The 18,657-nt window shown below is 66.7% G+C and carries 14 protein-coding genes and 1 pseudogene; 2 read left to right on the top strand and 13 right to left on the bottom strand.

The annotated features are described in order from the left end of the window. Positions 1–5: 5 nt before the first annotated feature. The 4 genes from ndk to ACFJI0_RS09195 all read right to left on the bottom strand — a co-directional run bounded on the left by ndk (position 6) and on the right by ACFJI0_RS09195 (position 3,809). A complete protein-coding gene (ndk, locus tag ACFJI0_RS09210; RefSeq protein WP_086123506.1) occupies positions 6–431 on the bottom strand; it encodes a nucleoside-diphosphate kinase in 426 nt (141 codons plus the stop codon). Positions 432–545: 114 nt separating this feature from the next. Continuing rightward, positions 546–1,886 carry a pseudouridine synthase gene (locus tag ACFJI0_RS09205; RefSeq protein ID WP_382324429.1) on the bottom strand — a complete coding sequence of 447 codons (1,341 nt, stop codon included), beginning with the start codon at positions 1,884–1,886 and terminating at the stop codon, positions 546–548. Beyond that, the gene (gene scpB, locus ACFJI0_RS09200) at positions 1,852–2,598 is read right to left on the bottom strand and encodes an SMC-Scp complex subunit ScpB (protein WP_382324427.1); all 747 of its coding nucleotides are present in this window, start codon (positions 2,596–2,598) and stop codon (positions 1,852–1,854) included. The genes ACFJI0_RS09205 and scpB overlap by 35 nt, the downstream gene beginning before the upstream one ends. 200 nt (positions 2,599–2,798) lie before the next feature. Then, the gene (locus ACFJI0_RS09195) at positions 2,799–3,809 is read right to left on the bottom strand and encodes an RluA family pseudouridine synthase (protein ID WP_382324425.1); all 1,011 of its coding nucleotides are present in this window, start codon (positions 3,807–3,809) and stop codon (positions 2,799–2,801) included. A gap of 116 nt (positions 3,810–3,925) precedes the next feature. On the opposite strand from ACFJI0_RS09195, the gene ACFJI0_RS09190 reads away from it, so the two are divergent. Continuing rightward, positions 3,926–4,690, top strand: a complete 765-nt coding sequence (locus tag ACFJI0_RS09190; protein WP_382324423.1) for an outer membrane protein assembly factor BamD — start codon at positions 3,926–3,928, stop codon at positions 4,688–4,690. Here the strand turns inward: ACFJI0_RS09190 and ACFJI0_RS09185 are convergent. After that, positions 4,653–6,686, bottom strand: a complete 2,034-nt coding sequence (locus tag ACFJI0_RS09185; protein WP_382324421.1) for an ATP-dependent DNA helicase — start codon at positions 6,684–6,686, stop codon at positions 4,653–4,655. The genes ACFJI0_RS09190 and ACFJI0_RS09185 overlap by 38 nt on opposite strands. 164 nt (positions 6,687–6,850) lie before the next feature. Between ACFJI0_RS09185 and ACFJI0_RS09180 the strand changes: the two genes are divergently transcribed. Further along, on the top strand, positions 6,851–7,609 hold the full coding sequence (locus ACFJI0_RS09180) for a PP2C family serine/threonine-protein phosphatase (protein WP_291119577.1): 759 nt from the start codon (positions 6,851–6,853) through the stop codon (positions 7,607–7,609). An 8-nt stretch (positions 7,610–7,617) separates the two neighbouring features. Here the strand turns inward: ACFJI0_RS09180 and zapE are convergent, their stop codons facing one another. The 8 genes and pseudogenes from zapE to ACFJI0_RS09140 all read right to left on the bottom strand — a co-directional run bounded on the left by zapE (position 7,618) and on the right by ACFJI0_RS09140 (position 18,549). Then, complete coding sequence (zapE, locus tag ACFJI0_RS09175) at positions 7,618–8,715, bottom strand: cell division protein ZapE (RefSeq protein ID WP_291119574.1); 1,098 nt, start codon at positions 8,713–8,715, stop codon at positions 7,618–7,620. Positions 8,716–8,724: 9 nt separating this feature from the next. Beyond that, positions 8,725–10,152, bottom strand: coding sequence for a dihydrolipoyl dehydrogenase (lpdA, locus tag ACFJI0_RS09170; RefSeq protein WP_382324419.1), 1,428 nt, complete (start codon positions 10,150–10,152; stop codon positions 8,725–8,727). A gap of 62 nt (positions 10,153–10,214) precedes the next feature. Further along, entirely contained in the window at positions 10,215–11,495 is a 1,281-nt protein-coding gene (gene odhB / locus ACFJI0_RS09165; protein ID WP_382324417.1) for a 2-oxoglutarate dehydrogenase complex dihydrolipoyllysine-residue succinyltransferase, read from the bottom strand. 89 nt (positions 11,496–11,584) lie between these two features. Further along, positions 11,585–14,476, bottom strand: coding sequence for a 2-oxoglutarate dehydrogenase E1 component (locus tag ACFJI0_RS09160; RefSeq protein WP_382158437.1), 2,892 nt, complete (start codon positions 14,474–14,476; stop codon positions 11,585–11,587). 178 nt (positions 14,477–14,654) lie between these two features. Beyond that, positions 14,655–15,029 (bottom strand): helix-turn-helix transcriptional regulator, encoded by a 375-nt coding sequence (locus tag ACFJI0_RS09155; RefSeq protein ID WP_204731485.1) that lies wholly within the window; start codon positions 15,027–15,029, stop codon positions 14,655–14,657. 107 nt (positions 15,030–15,136) lie between these two features. Beyond that, a pseudogene (locus ACFJI0_RS09150) lies at positions 15,137–17,031 on the bottom strand (propionate--CoA ligase). Between the two features lie 126 nt (positions 17,032–17,157). Further along, complete coding sequence (locus ACFJI0_RS09145) at positions 17,158–17,766, bottom strand: isochorismatase family protein (RefSeq protein ID WP_382325588.1); 609 nt, start codon at positions 17,764–17,766, stop codon at positions 17,158–17,160. 78 nt (positions 17,767–17,844) lie between these two features. Then, positions 17,845–18,549, bottom strand: coding sequence for a TetR/AcrR family transcriptional regulator (locus ACFJI0_RS09140; RefSeq protein WP_382324415.1), 705 nt, complete (start codon positions 18,547–18,549; stop codon positions 17,845–17,847). Between the last annotated feature and the right edge of the window lie 108 nt (positions 18,550–18,657).

The following is an 18,657-nucleotide window of genomic DNA, read 5'->3' as shown; positions in this document are numbered from 1 at the left end:
CATGATCAACGCGAGTAGACGTTGAGGCCGGCAAAGAAGAATGCCACTTCGGCGGCAGCCGTCTCGGGCGCGTCCGAGCCGTGCACGGCGTTGGCGTCGATGCTGTCGGCGAAGTCGGCGCGGATGGTGCCGGCAGCGGCCTTCTTGGGATCGGTGGCGCCCATCAGGTCGCGGTTCTTGGCAATGGCGCCTTCGCCTTCGAGCGCCTGGATCATCACGGGGCCGGAGATCATGAAGTCGACCAGGTCCTTGAAGAAGGGACGGGCCTTGTGCACGGCGTAAAAGGCTTCGGCTTCGCCGCGCGAGAGGTGAGCCATGCGAGCGGCCACGACCTTCAGGCCAGCAGCTTCAAAGCGGGCGTAAATCTGGCCGATGACGTTCTTGGCGACGGCGTCGGGCTTGATGATCGAGAGGGTGCGTTCGATCGCCATAGGAATCCTGAAGTTTCTTGGTTGAATTTGCCGAAGCCACAAGGCCTCACAAAGCCCACGATTCTACATTGCTCGGGTGTCCGTGCCGTGGAACGTGGGCGTGGGAAGCGCCATTCAGCGCCCGCCCGAACGTCCGCCACCCCGGCGCCGGCCACCGCCCGGCGGGCCTCCGCGGCCGGCGTCCTGCTCGCGCCGGCGCTGCAGGGCGTCCTGACCGATGTAACCGAAGGAGGTTTTCATCGGGTCCGGCTGCGAACCCGCACTCCCCTGCCCCTTGCCCGGGCCCTTGGCGCCGCGCGGCTTGGCGCCACCCGGCGCCCCGCCCATGCCGTAGCCGCTGTTGGTCCGGCGATCGCCGAAACCGGGGCCGTCCGCACGGCTGCCTGGCGGTTTGCCCTCGGTGCGGCCTCCCTTGCCGCCTTGTTTGCCCCGCTGGGCAGGGTGCCGGCCGCCGGGGCGCGGGCCACGCGGCTCGTCGGCCTCCACCAGCCCTGCCGCGGCGGTCAACCGGGCGATGTCGCGGTCGTCGAGTTCCAGCCACACGCCGCGCTTGAGCCCGCGCGGCAGCATCACCGCGCCATAACGGATGCGGATCAGCCGGCTGACCGCATGGCCAACGGCTTCGAACATGCGGCGCACCTCGCGGTTGCGGCCCTCGCCGATCGTCACGCGGTACCAGCAGTTGGCGCCCTCGCCGCCGCCATCCTCGATGGAGGCGAACTGGGCCACGCCGTCGTCCAGGCGCACGCCGTCCAGCAGCCGCTGTTTCTCCTCGTTGGACAAGGCACCCAGCACGCGCACGGCGTATTCCCGCTGCAAACCGAAACGGGGGTGCATCAGCCGATTGGCCAGTTCGCCCGAGTTGGTCAGCAACAGCAGGCCTTCGGTGTTGAGGTCGAGTCGGCCCACCGACTGCCACTTGCCCTGCATCAGCTTGGGCAGGCGGCGGAACACGGTCGGGCGGTTCTGCGGGTCGTCGTGAGAGACCACCTCCCCGGCGGGCTTGTGGTAGGCCAGCACGCGCGGCGGCGGCGGCGTCATGCGCACGCGCACCGGCTTGCCGTTGACCTTGATGACGTCCCCGAACTGGATGCGCTGCCCGATGTGGGCTGGCTCGCCGTTGACCGAGATGCGGCCTTCCAGGATGAGTTGCTCCATCTCCAGCCGCGAGCCCATGCCGGCCTGCGCCAGCACCTTGTGCAGCTTGGGCGACTCGGCCTGCGGCGCGAGCACGCGCTTGGTCGGCAGCGGCAGGGCTTGCTCCTGTTCTGCATCGAAGGCCCCGCTGACCACGTCGTCGAAACGCAGGGCTTCTGCATCGGCGGCCTCTCGAGGGCCCGCGACAGGGGCCGGTTCCATGCCCGCGGCCTGAGGCGGCACCGTGTTCTCGGCGGGCGGCAACGTCGCGTCGGGGGTCGACTCAGGCGTCGCTGGGGGGGTGTTCGCCGGGTTCATGGTGTTCCTGGGTGGAGGGATCGGCTCTCTGCAGATCGGGGGTGGGGGTCTCGGCTTCGGCCGGCAAGTCGGCGGTCGCCGTTGCTTCGGGCGCATCCGCCACGGCAATCTCGGTATCGATCGCGACCTCTGCCACTTCGGGCGACAGGTTGGACGACAGTGCTTCGAAGTCCAGCCGGTCCAGGGCCGACTCCTGGATTTCATTGCCCTCGAGCGGGGGCAACTGATCGAGCGACGACAGGCCCAGGTCGTCGAGAAACTGGCGCGTGGTGGCGAACAGCGCGGGACGGCCCACGGTTTCGCGGTGGCCGATGACCTCGACCCAACCCCGGTCCTCCAACTGCTTGATGATGAGCGAGTTGATGGTCACGCCGCGGATGTCTTCCATGTCGCCCCGCGTCACCGGCTGGCGGTAGGCAATGATGGCCAGCGTCTCCATGGTGGCGCGGCTGTAACGAGGCGGCTTTTCGGGGTGCAAACGGTCCAGGTAGGGGCGCAGTTCGGGCCGGCTCTGGAAACGCCAGCCACTCGCGACTTGCACCAGTTCGACGCCGCGGCCGGTCCATTCCAGCTGAAGGTCGGCCAGCAAGGTCTTGAGCGTGTCCGCCGAGACTTCGGCGTCGAACAGCGTGCCCAGTTCCCGCACAGACAGGGGCTGGGGCGCGCAGATCAACGCCGTCTCGAGGACGCGCTTGGCATCCGTGGTGTTCATGGTGTCAGTCTGTCAAAAACCGGCATGGACCGGGACGGTACAGGGGTGGGCACGGGGCCCGTTGCTCAAACCGGCGAGGACGGCGGTGGCCGTCGGCTCGGAACGCCGGGGAAGAACCTGTTGCCTGGCAGGGCAAAAATTGGGGGGATCGTGAGGTCAGGACCTCGACACGCCGCGCAGCGGGGGTCGCACGGTAGCGCTCACTCGAGGAATCCGCTGCCCAGACCCGGCTCATTGTACCGGAGGCCGCTGCCATCGATGGCGGCCAGCAGGTCCGGCGGCGGGGCCGATTGAAACGCCAGCGGCTCGCCGGTGATCGGATGCCGCAGCGACAGGCGCGCCGCATGCAGGGCCTGGCGGCCCATGCCCCAGAGCGGGCGACCACCGTAGAGCGCATCCCCGACCAGGGGATGGCCCAACCAGGCCATGTGCACGCGAATCTGGTGCGTGCGCCCCGTGTGCAGCTTGCAGGCCACCAGGCAGGCCTGGTCAGACCCATCGAGCAGGCGAATGGTGGTCTGCGCCGTTTTCCCGATGCCGGTGTCGGCGCGCACGACGGCCATGCGCAGGCGGTTGTGCACGTCGCGCCCGATGGGCTGGTCCACGCCCTTCTCGGCCGTGCCCTGCCAGCGGCCATGGGCCAGGGCAAGGTACTGGCGATTCACCTCGCGCGCGGCGATGGCTCGCACCAGCGCCTCCACGGCCTGGCGCGATTTGCCCACGAGCATGAGGCCCGAGGTGTCCTTGTCCAGGCGGTGCACGATACCGGCGCGCGGCAACGCCGCGGCGCCGGCGTGGTGAGCCAGCAGACCGTTGAGCAACGTGCCGGTCCAGTGACCCGCCGCCGGGTGCACCACCAGGCCGGCGGGCTTCTGGATCACCAGCAGGTCGGCGTCCTCGAACACCACGTCCAGCGCCATGGCCTGCGCCACGAAGGCCTGCGCCTGCTGCGTGGGGCGCAGTTCCACCGCCAACCGGTCGCCCACGGCGATGCGGGCCGACGGCTTGCGCAGGGCTGTGCCGCGCATCACGACAGCGCCGTCGGCCATCAGTTGCTGCAGGTAGGAACGGGAGAATTCGGGAATCAGCTGCGCCAGCGCGCGATCGATGCGCCAGCCATGCATGGCAGCGGGTACTTCGCAGATCCGCGTTTCCATTTCCGCCGTGAGTTCGTCGAGCACGGCGCCCGCCTCCGATTCGAGACCCGGCATGGAACCTCCTGTCACATCCCCCGTCGATATAATTTGCGAAGCCAAGTCCATTGTTCCGTTGTAAAGGTGCACCCGTGAAGTTGACGTCCAGATTATCGGCTGTGCCCCTGTGCGCGATGGCCTCGGCGCTGGTGCTCAGCGCATGCAGCACCACGCCCGTGGATGAAACGGCCGGCTGGAGCCCGAACCGAATCTACAGCGAAGCGACCGAAGAGCGTGCCGCCGGCAACTACGAGAAGTCGGTGACGCTGTACGAAAAGCTCGAAGGCCGTGCCGCCGGCACCCCCCTGGCCCAGCAGGCCCAGCTCGACAAGGCTTACGCGCAGTACAAGGCCGGCGAACAAGCCCAGGCGCTGCGCACCCTCGACCGCTTTCAGAAGCTCCATCCCACCAGCCCGGCGATGGACTATGCCCTGTACCTCAAGGGGCTGGTGAATTTCAACGACAACCTCGGCCTCTTCGGCTCGCTGGCGCGTCAGGATCTGTCCGAACGCGATCAGAAAGCCGCCAAGGAATCGTTCGAAGCGTTCCGCGAGCTCGTCTCGCGGTTCCCGGATTCCCGCTACAGCCCCGATGCCCGGGACCGCATGACGTACATCGTCAACTCGCTGGCGCAGTACGAGGTCCATGTCGCGCGCTACTACCACAGCCGAGGCGCCTACGTGGCGGCCATCAACCGCGCCCAGACGGCCTTGACCGACTACGTCAACGCGCCGGCCCTCGAAGAAGCCCTCTTCATCATGCTGCAGTCCTATGAGGCGCTGGGCCTGACGCAGCTGCGCGACGACACCCGCCGCGTGATGCAGGCCAGCTACCCGAACAGCGAGTACCTGAGCCAGGGTTTCAAGTCCAAAGACGATCCCTGGTGGAAGATCTGGTAAGCACCAGCGCATCGAGGCGGGCGACCATGTCCGCCTCGTCCACCAGCCGGCTCATGGCTGGCAACGCCCCCAGTAGACGGTTGCCATAAGACCGGGTGACCAGGCGCCGGTCGCCGATCACCAGAATCCCCTGGTCGGTCTCGGAGCGGATCAAACGCCCTGCCCCCTGCTTGAGCGCCATGGCGGCTTCGGGCAGAAAGGCATCGTTGAAAGCGCTCAAGCCCCGCGCCTCGAGGCGCTGGCCGCGCGCCTGCATCAAGGGATCGTCCGGTGGTGGAAAAGGCAGCTTGTCGATGACCAACAGCTGCAGTGCGTCGCCGGGCAGATCCACGCCCTCCCAGAACGACGCCGACGCCACCAGCACGGACGGTTCGCTCGCTTGGCGAAACCGCGCCAACAGCGCGCGCTTGGACAAGCGCCCCTGCGCCAACACCTGAAGCGGCGCGCAACGCCCTTGCGCCACCAGGCCCTGCAGATGGTCGGCCATGCGCGATGCGGCGCGCAAGGTGGTGGTCAACACCAGGGTGCGGCCACCCAGTCGGGATGCCCAGCGCGCCACCGCGTCGGCGAGCGCCGGCGTGTGAGAGGCGTCGGCGGGCTCGGGCAGGTCGTGGGGCACATACAGCGCCGCCTGGGCCGCGTGATCGAACGGGCTGGGCACGCGCAGGGTGCGCAAACCCGGCAGCGCATCCAGGCCGAGGCCCCGGGTGAACCAGCTCAGCCCGTCGTCGCTGCCCAAGGTCGCCGACGAGAACACCCAGCTGCGCCGGCCCGCCGATTCGTCCAGCAAGGGCTGGAACAGACGGGCGCTGTCGGACGGCGCGCACACGGCGCGCCAATGCCGGGCCTCTCCCCACTCCACCCACCGAACCATGTCGGTCGCCGGCATGTCGGTCGGCATGCCTCGCCACACCGACAGCAAAGCCTGCACCCGCGCCTGCAGGCGCTCCAGTTCCGCCGAGGCTTGCGCGGTGGCGGTCAGCGCCTCCTGGCTGGCCGTCAACGCCTGGCTCAGTTCGATGGCGCAGCGCTGCCAGGCGGCCGCGTCAACACCTTCGGGCGCCATGCCTTGCCAACGGTAGCGGCCACCACTGCCACCGGCCTGGCGGGGCAAGGCGGCCATCGCGCGCGCGGCCTGTTCGATCGCCAGTGCCAGGTGGGCCCACGGCCGCTGGCCCCGCGCCCACTGCGGCCCCTGGGTGCGCAGATCGCGCGCCAGTTCCCGCAACTGCCCCGTCCCGAGCGTGTGCCCCAGAAACGGAATGCCGGTGTCGTTCAGCTGATGCGCTTCGTCGAACACCACCACCTCGGCGGCCGGCAGCAACGAGGCCACGCCCGACTCCAGCAACAGCTGATCCGAAAAGAACAGGTGGTGGTTGATCACCACCCACTCGGCCTGCAAGGCCTCGCCGCGCGCGCGGTTGACATGGCAATCGCCGTGGCGCGGGCAGCTCGCGCCCAGGCAGTTGTCCCGGGTGGATGTGACCATCGGGCGCAGCGGCGAGCGTTCGTCCAGGGCCTCCAGTTCGGCCAGGTCGCCGCTGCGCGAGCGGTTCGCCCAGCTCAGCACCTGGGCCAACACGGCCGTGATGGCAGGGTCGCGCAGGCCGACCGACGCCGGCCCATGCAAGGCCTGCTCCAGTCGATGCAGGCAGACGTAACTCGACCGCCCCTTGAGCAGGGCCACGCGCACCGGCAGACCGAGTGCGCGAACCACGGCGGGAATGTCGCGCGTGAACAGCTGGTCCTGCAAGGCCTGGGTGGCGGTGGACAGCAGAGCACGCCGGCCACTGAGCAGCAAGGGCACGAGGTAGGCGAAGGTCTTGCCCACCCCGGTGCCCGCTTCGACGGCCAGGCCATGGCCGTCTTCGATGGCGCGGGACACGGCGGCGGCCATGTCGAGCTGCCCCTGACGCGGGCGCAGACTGCCGTGCGCGCGCGCCAAGGGTCCGTCGGCGGCAAACGCGGCTGCCACGCCGTTTTCAAGCGCGCTCAAGCCGCCTCCAGGCCCTGCCAGGCACCGTTGAGCAGGCCCACGCCGCCGGACGGCGGACCGGCGCGCAAGGGTTCACGGTTTCGGCCTTTGCCGGGCTTCGCGCAGCGCATATGTGGATACCATTGCACCCATTTCCCCACCCGCACAGACCGATCAGCACCTTCATGTCCAAAGGCTACCGCATCCAGGCCTCCACCGGCATCCACCGGGGCGACCGCGATTACCAGCAAGACCAGGTCAGCCTGCTGCACCATCCGCGCCACGGCACCTGCCTGCTCGCGGTGCTGGCCGACGGGATGGGGGGTCGCAGCGGCGGACGCAAAGCCTCCGACCAGGTGATGCTCACGGCGCGGCAGCTGTTCGAGCGCTACGACCCCGAGACGGACGATGCCGCCGCGCTGCTGCGCCAGATCGTCGAAGAGTCGCACCTGGTGATCAAGCTCACGGCTGTCTCGGCCGAACAGGAGCCGCACAGCACCATCGCCGCCTTCCTCATCAACCCGGGTGGCGACAGCCACTGGGTGCACGCAGGCGACTCGCGCATCTACCACTTCCGCAATGGCCGGATGGTCTTTCGCACGATGGACCATTCCTACGTGCAGACCCTGGTCAACCAGGGCGAGATCAGCGAGGAAGAGGCGTTGGACCACCCGCATGCCAACATCCTGATGGGCTGCCTGGGCACGGAGAACGATCCGCCAGTGGACCTGCATGTGGTGCCCCAGCTGAGCGCGGGTGACGCGATCATGGCCTGCAGCGACGGCATCTGGCACTACTTCACCCCGGAAGAACTCTCCAGCACGATCGCCATGCTCTCGCCCCGCGAGGCTTGCGAGTTCCTGATCCAGAAGGCGCGCTCGCGCGCCAAGGGCATGGGCGACAACCTGTCGCTGACGATCGTCAAACTCGACCCGCTCGGCTGAAGCGGGGTTCAAGTCAGCCCGGTGTCCACCAACCGGTGCTCCAGCGACAGGAATTCCTGCGACTGCATCTCGGTCAGGCGCGAGACGGTGCGCGGGAATTCGTGCGACATCGGCCCTTCCACGTACAGATCCTCGGGAGGCACGGCGGCGGACATCACCAGCTTGACCCGCCGGTCGTAGAGCACATCCACCAGCCAGGTGAAGCGCCGCGCTTCCGACGCCTGGCGCACCGACATCTGCGGCACGTTCGACAGCATGAGCGTGTGGAACTGGGAAGCGATCTCGAGGTAGTCGTTCTGCGAACGGGGTCCACCGCACAGGGTGCGGAAGTCGAACCAGATCACGCCGCCTGAGCGCCGCAGCGCCTGGATCTGCCGCGCTTCGATGTGCATGACCGCATCGTGGTCGCCCATCTCGGCCAACTCATTGAAGGTGGCCTCCATCGCGGCATCGGCCTGCGGCCCCAGCGGGCAGTGGTAGAGCTGGATGTGGTTGAGCGTGCGCTGGCGGTAGTCGGTGCCGTTGTCCACGCTCAGCACCTCCAGCCGCTGCTTGAGCAATTCGATCGCGGGCAGGATGCGATCGCGGTGCAGCCCGTCGGGGTACAGGTCGTCCGGGCGGAAGTTGGACGTGGTGACGAACCCCACGCCCGCCTTGAACAGCGCGTCCAGCAAACGGTGCAGGATCATCGCGTCGGTCACGTCGGCCACGTGAAACTCATCGAAGCAGATGAGCTTGTAGCGCTTGGCGATGCGCGCGCCGAGCTCGTCCAGCGGATTGACCGTGCCCTGCAACTCGCGCAGTTCGCGGTGCACCTCGCGCATGAACTCGTGGAAATGCAGCCGCGTCTTGCGACGCAGCGGCACCGCCTCGAAAAAGCACTCCATGAGGAAACTCTTGCCCCGGCCCACGCCGCCGTACATGTAGACGCCGCGCGGGATCTCGGGATTGACGAAGAGCTTCTTCAGCGAGTTCGAGCGCTTCTGCTTGTAAACCGCCCACTCGGCCGCGCACCGCTCCAGCGCGTCGATGGCGCGCTGTTGGGCGGGGTCCGTCGTGTAGCCGCGCTCCTTGAGCGCGGCCTCGTACGTGCTGCGGACGCTCAAGATCGGCGCTTAGAAGTTCAGCGTGCGCTTGTCCACCGCCAGCGCGGCTTCCTTCGTCGCTTCCGACAGCGAAGGGTGGGCGTGGCAGATGCGCGCGATGTCCTCGGCACTGGCCTTGAACTCCATCGCCACCACGGCTTCGGCGATCAGTTCGCTGGCAATGGGGCCCACGATGTGCACGCCGAGGATCTCGTCGGTGGTCGCGTCGGCCAGGAACTTCACCATGCCGGTGGTGTCGCCCAGCGCCCGCGCACGGCCGTTCGCCAGGAACGGGAAGGTGCCGGCCTTGTACTTCACGCCGTCGGCCTTGAGCTGCTGCTCGGTGCGGCCCACCCAGGCGATCTCGGGGCTGGTGTAGATCACCCAGGGGATGGTGTTGAAGTTGACGTGTCCGTGCTGGCCGGCGATGCGCTCGGCCACGGCCACGCCCTCTTCTTCCGCCTTGTGCGCCAGCATGGGGCCACGCACCACGTCGCCCACGGCCCACACACCCTTGAGGCTGGTGCGGCATTCGCCGTCCACCACGATGGCGCCGCGCTCGTCGAGCTGCAGGCCCACGGCCTCGGCATTCAGGCCGATGGTGTTGGGCACACGGCCGATGGAGACGATCAGCTTGTCGGCGTCAATGCTCTGCGCTTCGCCCTTGGCGTTCGTGTAGGCCACGCTCACGCCCTTCTTGCCGGTCTTGACCTCGCCGACCTTCACGCCCAGTTCGATCTTCAGGCCTTGCTTGTCGAAGGCCTTCTTGGCTTCCTTGGCGATCTGCTCGTCCACCGCGCCCAGGAAGGTCGGCAGACCTTCGAGGATGATCACGTCCGAGCCCAGGCGGCGCCAGACCGAGCCCATTTCCAGGCCGATCACGCCGGAGCCGATCAGCACCAGCTTCTTGGGCACGGCGCCGAGGCGCAGCGCGCCGTCGTTGGACAGCACGCTCTCTTCGTCGAACGGCACACCCGGCAGCGCGCGGGCGTTGGAGCCCGTGGCCAGGATGATCTGCTGGCCCGTGATGAGCTCTTCCTTCGCGCCGGTCACCTGGATCTCGTAGCCGGCTTCGACGGCCTTCACGAACGAGCCGCGGCCATGGAAGAAGGTGACCTTGTTCTTCTTGAACAGGTACAGGATGCCGTCGTTGTTCTGCTTCACCACCGTGTCCTTGCGGCCGATCATCTTGGCGATGTCGATCTTCACGTTGGTGGCGCTGATGCCATGGTCGGCGAAGTGGTGGTTGGCGTGATCGAAGTGTTCGGACGACTGCAGCAGCGCCTTGCTGGGAATGCAGCCGACGTTGGTGCAGGTGCCACCCGGTGCCGGGCCGCCAGCGGCGTTCTTCCACTCGTCGATGCAGGCGACCTTGAAGCCGAGCTGCGCCGCACGGATGGCGGCGATGTAGCCACCGGGGCCGCCGCCGATCACGACGACGTCAAAGGATTGGGACATGTTGTTTTCCTGAAGTCAAAGGGCCAACGCCCCTGTCGGGGCGTTGGCGAGAGGAGGATCGATCAGATGTCGAACAGGATGCGGGCCGGGTCTTCCAGCGCTTCCTTCATCGCCACCAGCCCCAGCACGGCTTCGCGGCCGTCGATGATGCGGTGGTCGTACGACATGGCGAGGTAGTTGATCGGGCGGATCACGATCTGGCCGTTCTCCACCACCGCGCGGTCCTTGGTAGCGTGCACGCCCAGGATGGCCGACTGCGGCGGGTTGATGATGGGCGTGGACAGCATGGAGCCGAAGGTGCCGCCGTTGGAGATCGAGAACGTGCCACCGGTGAGGTCGTCCAGGCCCAGCTTGCCATCCTTGGCTTTCTGGCCGAACTCGGCGATCTTCTTCTCGATGTCGGCAAAGCTCATCTGGTCGGCGTTGCGCAGGATGGGCACCACCAGGCCGCGGGGCGAACCGACAGCGATGCCGATGTCGAAGTAGCCGTGGTAGACGATGTCGCTGCCGTCCACCGAGGCATTGATGATCGGGTACTTCTTGAGCGCATGCACCGCGGCCTTCACGAAGAAGCTCATGAAGCCCAGCTTGACGCCGTGTTCCTTCTCGAACTTTTCCTGGAACTTCTTGCGCATCTCCATCACCGGCGCCATGTTCACCTCGTTGAACGTGGTCAGGATGGCGTTGGTGGATTGCGATTGCAGCAGACGCTCGGCCACGCGCGCGCGCAGGCGGGTCATCGCCACGCGCTCTTCGGGGCGGTCGCCCAGGTCGGGCGCGACCACGGGCACCTGCGGCAGCACCTTGGAAGGCGCGCCGGTGGGGATCGCCACGGGGGCGGCCACGGCGGCCTTGGGCGCGGCCACGGCCGACAGCACGTCGCCCTTGGTCACGCGGCCGTCCTTGCCGGTGCCGGCCACCGAGCCAGCGGCCAGGTTGTTGTCGGCCATCAGCTTGGCGGCGGCGGGCATCGCGACACCGGCCTTGGATTGGGATGTTGCAGCAGCAGCGGCAGCAGCCGGTGCGGCGGCGGGAGCGGCAGCGGCAGGCACCGCAGCAGCGGGTGCGGGCGCCGCGGCACCGGCGACGGCACCGGCGACGGCAGCGGTGTCGATGCGAGCGATCAGCTGGTCGGCGGCCACGGTGGCGCCGTCGCCCTGGACCAGCTCCACCAGCACGCCGGCGGCGGGCGCGGGCACTTCGAGCACGACCTTGTCGGTTTCGATCTCGATCAGGATTTCATCGGCCGCGACGGCTTCGCCGGCCTTCTTCTTCCATGCCAGCAAGGTGGCTTCGGCCACGGATTCGGACAGTTGCGGAACTTTGACTTCTACGATTGCCATGAGTGTTCTACCTGGGGGTTTTGTGGGGTGCGCCGGACGGGCCAGTCACAGGACGTCAACGTCGGGTGACCGGCTCGGGTCCGTTCAGTTCACTTGGTGAGGATGAAGCCTTTGAGCTTGCCGAAAGCGGCTTCGATCAACGTCTTCTGCTGCTCCTGGTGGAGGTGGGCATAACCCACGGCCGGCGATGCGGAGGCCGCACGCCCGGCGTAACCCAGCTTCTGGCCCTCGAGCATGTTCTCGTGGATGTAGTGCTGCACGAAGAACCAGGCGCCCTGGTTCTGCGGCTCGTCCTGGCACCACACGATGTCGGTCGCGTTGGGGTACTTGCGCAGCTCCGCGCCGAACACTTTGTGCGGGAACGGGTACAGCTGCTCCACGCGCACGATCGCCACGTCGTCCGAGCCGCGCTCTTCGCGCTTCTTGACGAGGTCGTAGTACACCTTGCCCGAGCAGCAGATGACGCGCTTGACCTTCTCGGCCTTCTTCACGACGTCGGCGTTCTGCTCCGGGATCACGGTCTGGAAACCGCCCTTGGTGAACTCGGACAGCGGCGAGGTCGCGTCCTTGTTGCGCAGCAGCGACTTGGGCGTGAAGATGATCAGCGGCTTGCGCAGGCCGCGAATCATCTGGCGGCGCAGCACGTGGAAGATCTGGCTCGCGGTGGTGGGCTGCACGACCTGCATGTTGGTGTCGGCGGCCAGCTGCATGAAGCGCTCCAGGCGCGCCGAGCTGTGCTCCGGACCCTGGCCTTCGTAGCCGTGCGGCAGCATCATCGTGATGCCGTTGACGCGGCCCCACTTCACTTCGCCGGAGGCGATGAACTGGTCGATCACGACCTGCGCGCCGTTGACGAAGTCGCCGAACTGGGCTTCCCAGATCACCAGCGTGTTCGGGTCGTTCGAGGCATAGCCGTATTCGAAACCGAGCACGGCCTCTTCGGACAGGATCGAGTCGATCACCACGAACGGGGCCTGGTTGTCGGCCACGTTCTGCAGCGGCACGTAGATGCCTTCGTCGTACTTCTCACGGTTCTGGTCGTGGATGACGGCGTGGCGGTGGGTGAACGTGCCGCGGCCGCAATCCTCACCCGAGAGGCGCACGGGGAAACCGCTGGCCACCAGCGAGGCAAAAGCCATGTGCTCGCCCATGCCCCAGTCCACCGGAATGTCGCCACGGCCCATGGCCGCGCGATCGGCGTACACCTTCTTCACCAGTTGGTGCGGGGTGACGTTGTCCGGAATCGTGGTCAGGCGATCCGACAGTCGCTTCCACTCGGCCATGGGGATGGCGGAGTCCGCGCTGTCGGTCCACTTCTTGCCCAGGTACGGGCTCCAGTCGACCGCGAACTTGCTCTTGAAGTTGGTCAGCACCGGGTCCACCGTGTGGCGACCGGCGTCCAGCGCGGCACGGTAGGCCTTGACCATGTCGTCGCCCAGCGTCTCGCCCAGGCCCTGCGCGGCCAGCTTGTCGGCGTACAGCTTGCGCGTGCCGGGGTGGGCCGCGATCTTCTTGTACATGAGCGGCTGCGTCAGGCTCGGGGTGTCCTGTTCGTTGTGGCCCAGCTTGCGGAAGCAAACAATGTCGACCACCACGTCCTTCTGGAAGGTCATGCGGAAATCGAGCGCCAGCTGGGTGGCGAACACCACCGCTTCGGGATCGTCGCCGTTCACGTGCAGCACCGGCGCCTCGATCATCTTCACGACGTCGGAGCAGTACAGCGTGGAGCGGCTGTCGCGCGGGTCGGAGGTGGTGAAGCCGATCTGGTTGTTGATCACCAGGTGCACCGTGCCGCCCGTGGAATAGCCACGGGTTTCGGCCAGCGCCAGGGTTTCCATCACCACGCCCTGGCCGGCAAAGGCGGCATCACCGTGCACCAGCACCGGCAGCACCTGCTTGCCCAGCGGGTCGCCACGGCGGTCCATGCGGGCGCGCACCGAACCTTCCACGACCGGGTTCACGATTTCCAGGTGCGAGGGGTTGAATGCCAGCGACAGGTGCACCGGGCCCCCGGGGGTGGTCACGTCGGAGCTGAAGCCCTGGTGGTACTTCACGTCACCGGCGGGCAGTTCTTCGGGCGCGGTGTGGTCGAACTCGGCAAACAGGTCCTTGGGCATCTTGCCCAGGGTGTTGACCAGCACGTTCAGGCGACCGCGGTGGGCCATGCCGATCACGATTTCCTGCACGCCGATCTGGCCGGCCTGGTTGATCAGCTCGTCCATCGAAGCGATGAAGCTCTCGCCACCTTCCAGCGAGAAGCGCTTCTGGCCCACGTACTTGGTGTGCAGGAAACGCTCCAGGCCTTCGGCGGCCGTCAGGCGGTCGAGGATGTGCTTTTTCTTCTCGGCGTTGAAGGCGGGCTTGGTGCGCGTGGCTTCCAGGCGCTCCTGCCACCAGCGCTTCTGGCTCTGGTCGGTGATGTACATGTACTCGGCACCGATGGAGCCGCAGTACGTCTCGCGCAAGGCGTTGAGCAACTCGCGCAAGGACATGGTTTCCTTGCCGAAGAACGTGTTGCTGGTGTTGAACACGGTCTCGAGGTCGGCGTCGGTGAAACCGTAGAACGAGAGTTCGAGTTCGGGAATGTGGTCGCGCTCGGCGCGCTTGAGCGGATCCAGATCGGCCCAGCGGGCACCGACGTTGCGGTAGGCGGCAATCAGCTGCTGGACGGCGGTGCGCTTGCGGGCGAGCTCGGAGTCGGCACCAGCGGCCACGACGACCTTGGTGCCACCCTGCTTGGCGCGCTCGGCGAAGGCGTTGATGACGGGCAGATGGGGTACGTCGCGGGCGTCGGTGCCATCACCGGCGGGGACGTTCTGCAGCGCGTCGAAGTAACCGCGCCAGTTGTCGGGGACGCTACCGGGATTGTCCAGGTAGTTTTCGTACATCTCTTCCACGTACGGCGCGTTGCCGCCGAAGAGGTACGAGTTGCCTTTGTAGGCAACATAGACGTTGCCCCCGTTCGATTGGGAATCGCTCATAAATCCGCTGACCTCCGTTTCCCTTCGGGAAACATAAGCTGGTTAAGACAACCTTCCGCGGCACGGCTGAACCGTTAGGCGGATGCGACAGTGACTGTGGAAGGACCTGACTGCAGCCCGCGATTGTGCCACCGCGGGAACAGCCCTGTGTAAAAAGATGCGATGCGGGGGCCGTTCGTCAGGACGCGACGCGGGGCGAGAGACGCTCGGAGGCCGGCACCGAGCTCGGTTCGTCCATCTCGATCGCGATCTGGGTGCACACCGTGCGGCACAGGGTAACGGCCTTTTCGCTCTGCACGCGGTAGATCACCTGCGTGCCGTCCTTGCGCTTGGCCAGCACGCCTGCGCGGTAGAGCAGGTTCAGGTGCTGCGACAGATTGGGCTGGGTGGTGTCGATTTCCTGCAACAGCTGGGAAACCGACTTCTCCTTGTCGCAAAGCGCACTGAGGATGCGCAGCCGCATGGGGGTGGCGAGCACGCCGAAGAGTTCGGCCGCGAGTTCAAACACGCGGACTTTTTCCACTTGGCCTTCGGACGCGATCATCTGTTCCATGGCGGTCGTTGCTCGTGTAAATATAAGCATGAATTGTACTTACAAACACCCCGAACCACCATGCCCTGCCAACGCGACCGGAACGCCGGCAGGGCCTCCCCTGCGTTTCAGGCCAGCAGATCCTTGATCTGCTGCAGCGCGGCGGGATCGTCCATGGTCGTGAGGTCGCCCGGATCGCGCCCTTCGCAGACCGCCTGGATGGCCCGGCGCAGCAGCTTGCCGCTGCGCGTCTTGGGCAGCACGGTCACGAAACGCACCCGGGCCGGGCGGGCCACGGCACCGAGCTGCTCGTCCACCCGCTTCATGATCTCGCCCTCCAGCTTGAGCTTCGAGGCCTCGTCACCGAGCGCCGAGGTGTCCTTGGCGACCACGAAGGCCATCGCACCTGCCCCTTGAGCTGGTCGGCCACGCCCACCACCGCCACCTCCGCCACGTTGGCGTGGCTGGAGATGCTCTCCTCGATCTCCCGCGTGCCCAGCCGGTGGCCCGCCACGTTGATCACGTCGTCGGTGCGGCCCAGGATGTAGAAGTACCCGTCCTGGTCGCGGATGCCCCAGTCGAAGGTGCTGTAGACCAGCTTGCCCGGGATGCTCTTCCAGTAGGTGTTGACGAAGCGCGCGTCGTCCTTCCACACAGTCTGCATGAAGCCGGGCGGCGTCGGCCCCTCGATCACCACCACGCCCTTCTCATCGGCACCGGTGAGCTCTTCACCGGTGGACTCGTGCAGGAGCTTGACGCTGTAGCCGTACATCGGCACCCCCGGGCTGCCGAACTTGCTGGGCTTCTTCTCGACCCCGTTGGCGATGGTGAGAATGGGCCAGCCGCTCTCGGTCTGCCAGTAGTTGTCGATGATGGGCACGCCCAGACCGTCGCTGATCCAGCGCGCCGTGGGCTCGTCCAGCGGTTCGCCGGCGAGGAACAGCGCCTTGAGGCTGGAGAGGTCGTACTGCTTCAGGTAGGCCGGGTCCTGCTTCTTGAGCACGCGCACCGCGGTGGGCGCGCTGAACATCACCGTCACCTTGTACTTCTCGACCAGCCGCCACCAGATGCCGCCATCGGGCCGGATCGGCAGGCCTTCGTACAGGATGGTCGCCATGCCGGCGATCAGCGGACCGTAGACGATGTAGCTGTGGCCCACCACCCAGCCAATGTCGCTGGTGGAGAAATAGGTCTCACCGGGTTCGCCCATGAAGATGTGCTTCATGCTCGCCGCCAGCGCCACCAGGTAGCCCCCGGTATCGCGCTGCACGCCCTTGGGCTTGCCGGTGGTGCCGCTGGTGTAGATCGTGTAGCTGATGGCGGTCGACTCCATCCATTCGCAGGACACCTGCGCGTTCAGGTGCTGCTCGCGCAGAGCGGTGTAGTCGTGGTCGCGCCCGGGCACCAGGGACATCGGCGCCAGGCCCCGATTGACCAGGACCACCGACGCCGGCTTGTGGCTGGACAGGCGAAGGGCTTCGTCCAGCAGCGGCTTGTACTCGACCACCTTGCCACCGCGCGACCCTGCATCGGCGCTCACGATGGCCACGGGGGATGCATCGTCAATGCGGTTGGCCAGCGAATGGCTCGCGAAACCGCCGAACACTACCGAGTGAATGGCGCCGATGCGCGCGCAGGCCAGCATGGCGAAGGTGGCTTCGGGAATCATGGGCATGTAGATCAACACCCGATCGCCCTTCTTCACGCCCTGCCCCAGCAGCACCGCCGCCATGCGCTGCACCTCGGCGTGCAATTCGCGAAAGCTGTAGGTGCGCTCGGTGTCGGTCTCGGTCGACACGTAGATCAGCGCGTTCTGATCGGCGCGATCCCGAAGGTGGCGGTCCACCGCGTTGTGGCACAGGTTGGTCAGCCCGCCCTCGAACCAGTGCGCGAACGGCGGGTGGTCGTGGTTGCAGACCCGGTCGAAGGGCTTGTGCCAGTCCACCAGCGCGGCCTGTTCGGTCCAGAAGGCATCGCGGTCCTCGATGGAGCGGCGGTAGAACTCGGCGTAGCCCTGACTCATATGAATGTCTCCTGCAGCTGATGGACCTAAAGTCGCGCACTAAAGTGAATTCATAATTATGCTGAGCCCGCTTGCGCGAGGCTGACACGGCGCAAGGCCGCCGCCCTGCGCCGCTGCACGCTTCTCTTATTTGATCAAGGCCTGGATCTCGCGGAACGCGGGGTGCTCGGCCGTGCGCAGCCACTCGAAGGCCACCATCTCCGTGGTCACCAGCTCGGCGCCCGCGCCGGCCAGGCGGTCGAAGGCGGCGTCTCGGTTGCGCTCGGTGCGCGAGCTGCAGGCATCCGTCACCACCCAGACGTCGAACTCCTGCTCGATCAGCTCCAGCGCGGTCTGCAGCAGGCACACATGGGCCTCGCAGCCCGCCACGACGACAGTCTGGCGCTCCGAGGCTGGTGCCGCCGCCGGCTTCTGCAGGTGCTTGGGCAGGCTGCGCGCATTGCCGGACGCCTGCTGACGCGCGGGAGGGCGCAACCAGTCGGCCAGGCCATCGGAGACGGCGCCGAAGTGCATCTTGGACAGGGTCTTCTGGCACAGCTCGCGCAGCTCGGGCGGGTTGGGTCCCAGTTTTTCGGGGTTCTGCTCGGTGCCCCAGGTGGGCACCCGCAGGGCCTGGGCCATGCGCGCCAGGCGCAGGGCATTGGCAAGCACTTGAGGGCCTTCGAAGATGGCGGGCATCAGGCGGGCCTGGTAGTCCACCAGCACCAGTTGGGAATCGGAGGCGTCCAGCAGCATCGGTTTGTCTTTCACGTCTAAGGCTTCGGGGAGAAGCGGGGATTTTCGCAGGGCCGGTCGGGGTGGCCGCGAATGCCCTCAACCCCCGAACAGATCGGCCTGCCCCGGTTCACCAGCTGAAGCGCCATCGCCCGGGCTCAACCGGGCCACGAGCTGGTCCACATAGGCCTGGAACAGCGCATCAGGGGACTGCCCGAACATGCGGATGCGGCCGGTGTGCTGCAACAGCAGCAAACCCACCCCATGGGCGAAGAGCGCGGTGTTCTCGCGCAGCGCGGCTTCGGGCGAGAGCCCCATGGCCTGCAAGGCCTGTTCGCAAGGATGCAGGGCGTCGTGCAGGCGGCTGTTGAGCTGCTGGTTCAGTTCGCTGGTCAGGCCCCGTGGGGCCAGCCCCTGCACCAGGTAGAAGCCCAGATCCAGATCGCGAGGGTTGCGGGCGTAGAAGCCGAACCAGGCCTGCGCCTTGGCCGCGAGCACCGCCTGGGGTTGGGGTTTGGGCGGCTTGGCGGCAGCCACCTCCTGGTTCAGCCGCTCCAGCGATTCGGCCAGCAACGCGGCGTAGATCGCCTCCTTGCTCTCGAAGTAGCTGTAGATCGCCCCTGGTGTGTACGCCGCCCGCTTGGCGATTTCCCGGATGCTGGCGCCTTCCACGCCCTTTTCGGCGAAGACACTGCGCGCCGCTTCCAACACCAGGGCGCGGCGGGAATCCGACTGCGCCGCCTGGCGCAGCTGCCGTTGGCGTTGTTGTTCTCGCGCGGCCTCTGCCTCGGCCTCCGAGGGCACGGGGGATCAGTTCATGCAAATGGACGTCCATGCGCGCAGTTTATCGCCCTGACGAACATGGATCGCTGAAATTAAACATTTGCACAAATTATTGAACATTGTTTAAAT

The sequence above is a fragment of the Hydrogenophaga sp. UC242_53 genome (assembly GCF_042696965.1).
Lineage (GTDB): Bacteria > Pseudomonadota > Gammaproteobacteria > Burkholderiales > Burkholderiaceae_C > Hydrogenophaga.
The sequence above is the reverse complement of the archived record's forward strand: the minus strand, read 5'-3'. Positions and strand labels throughout refer to the sequence as shown.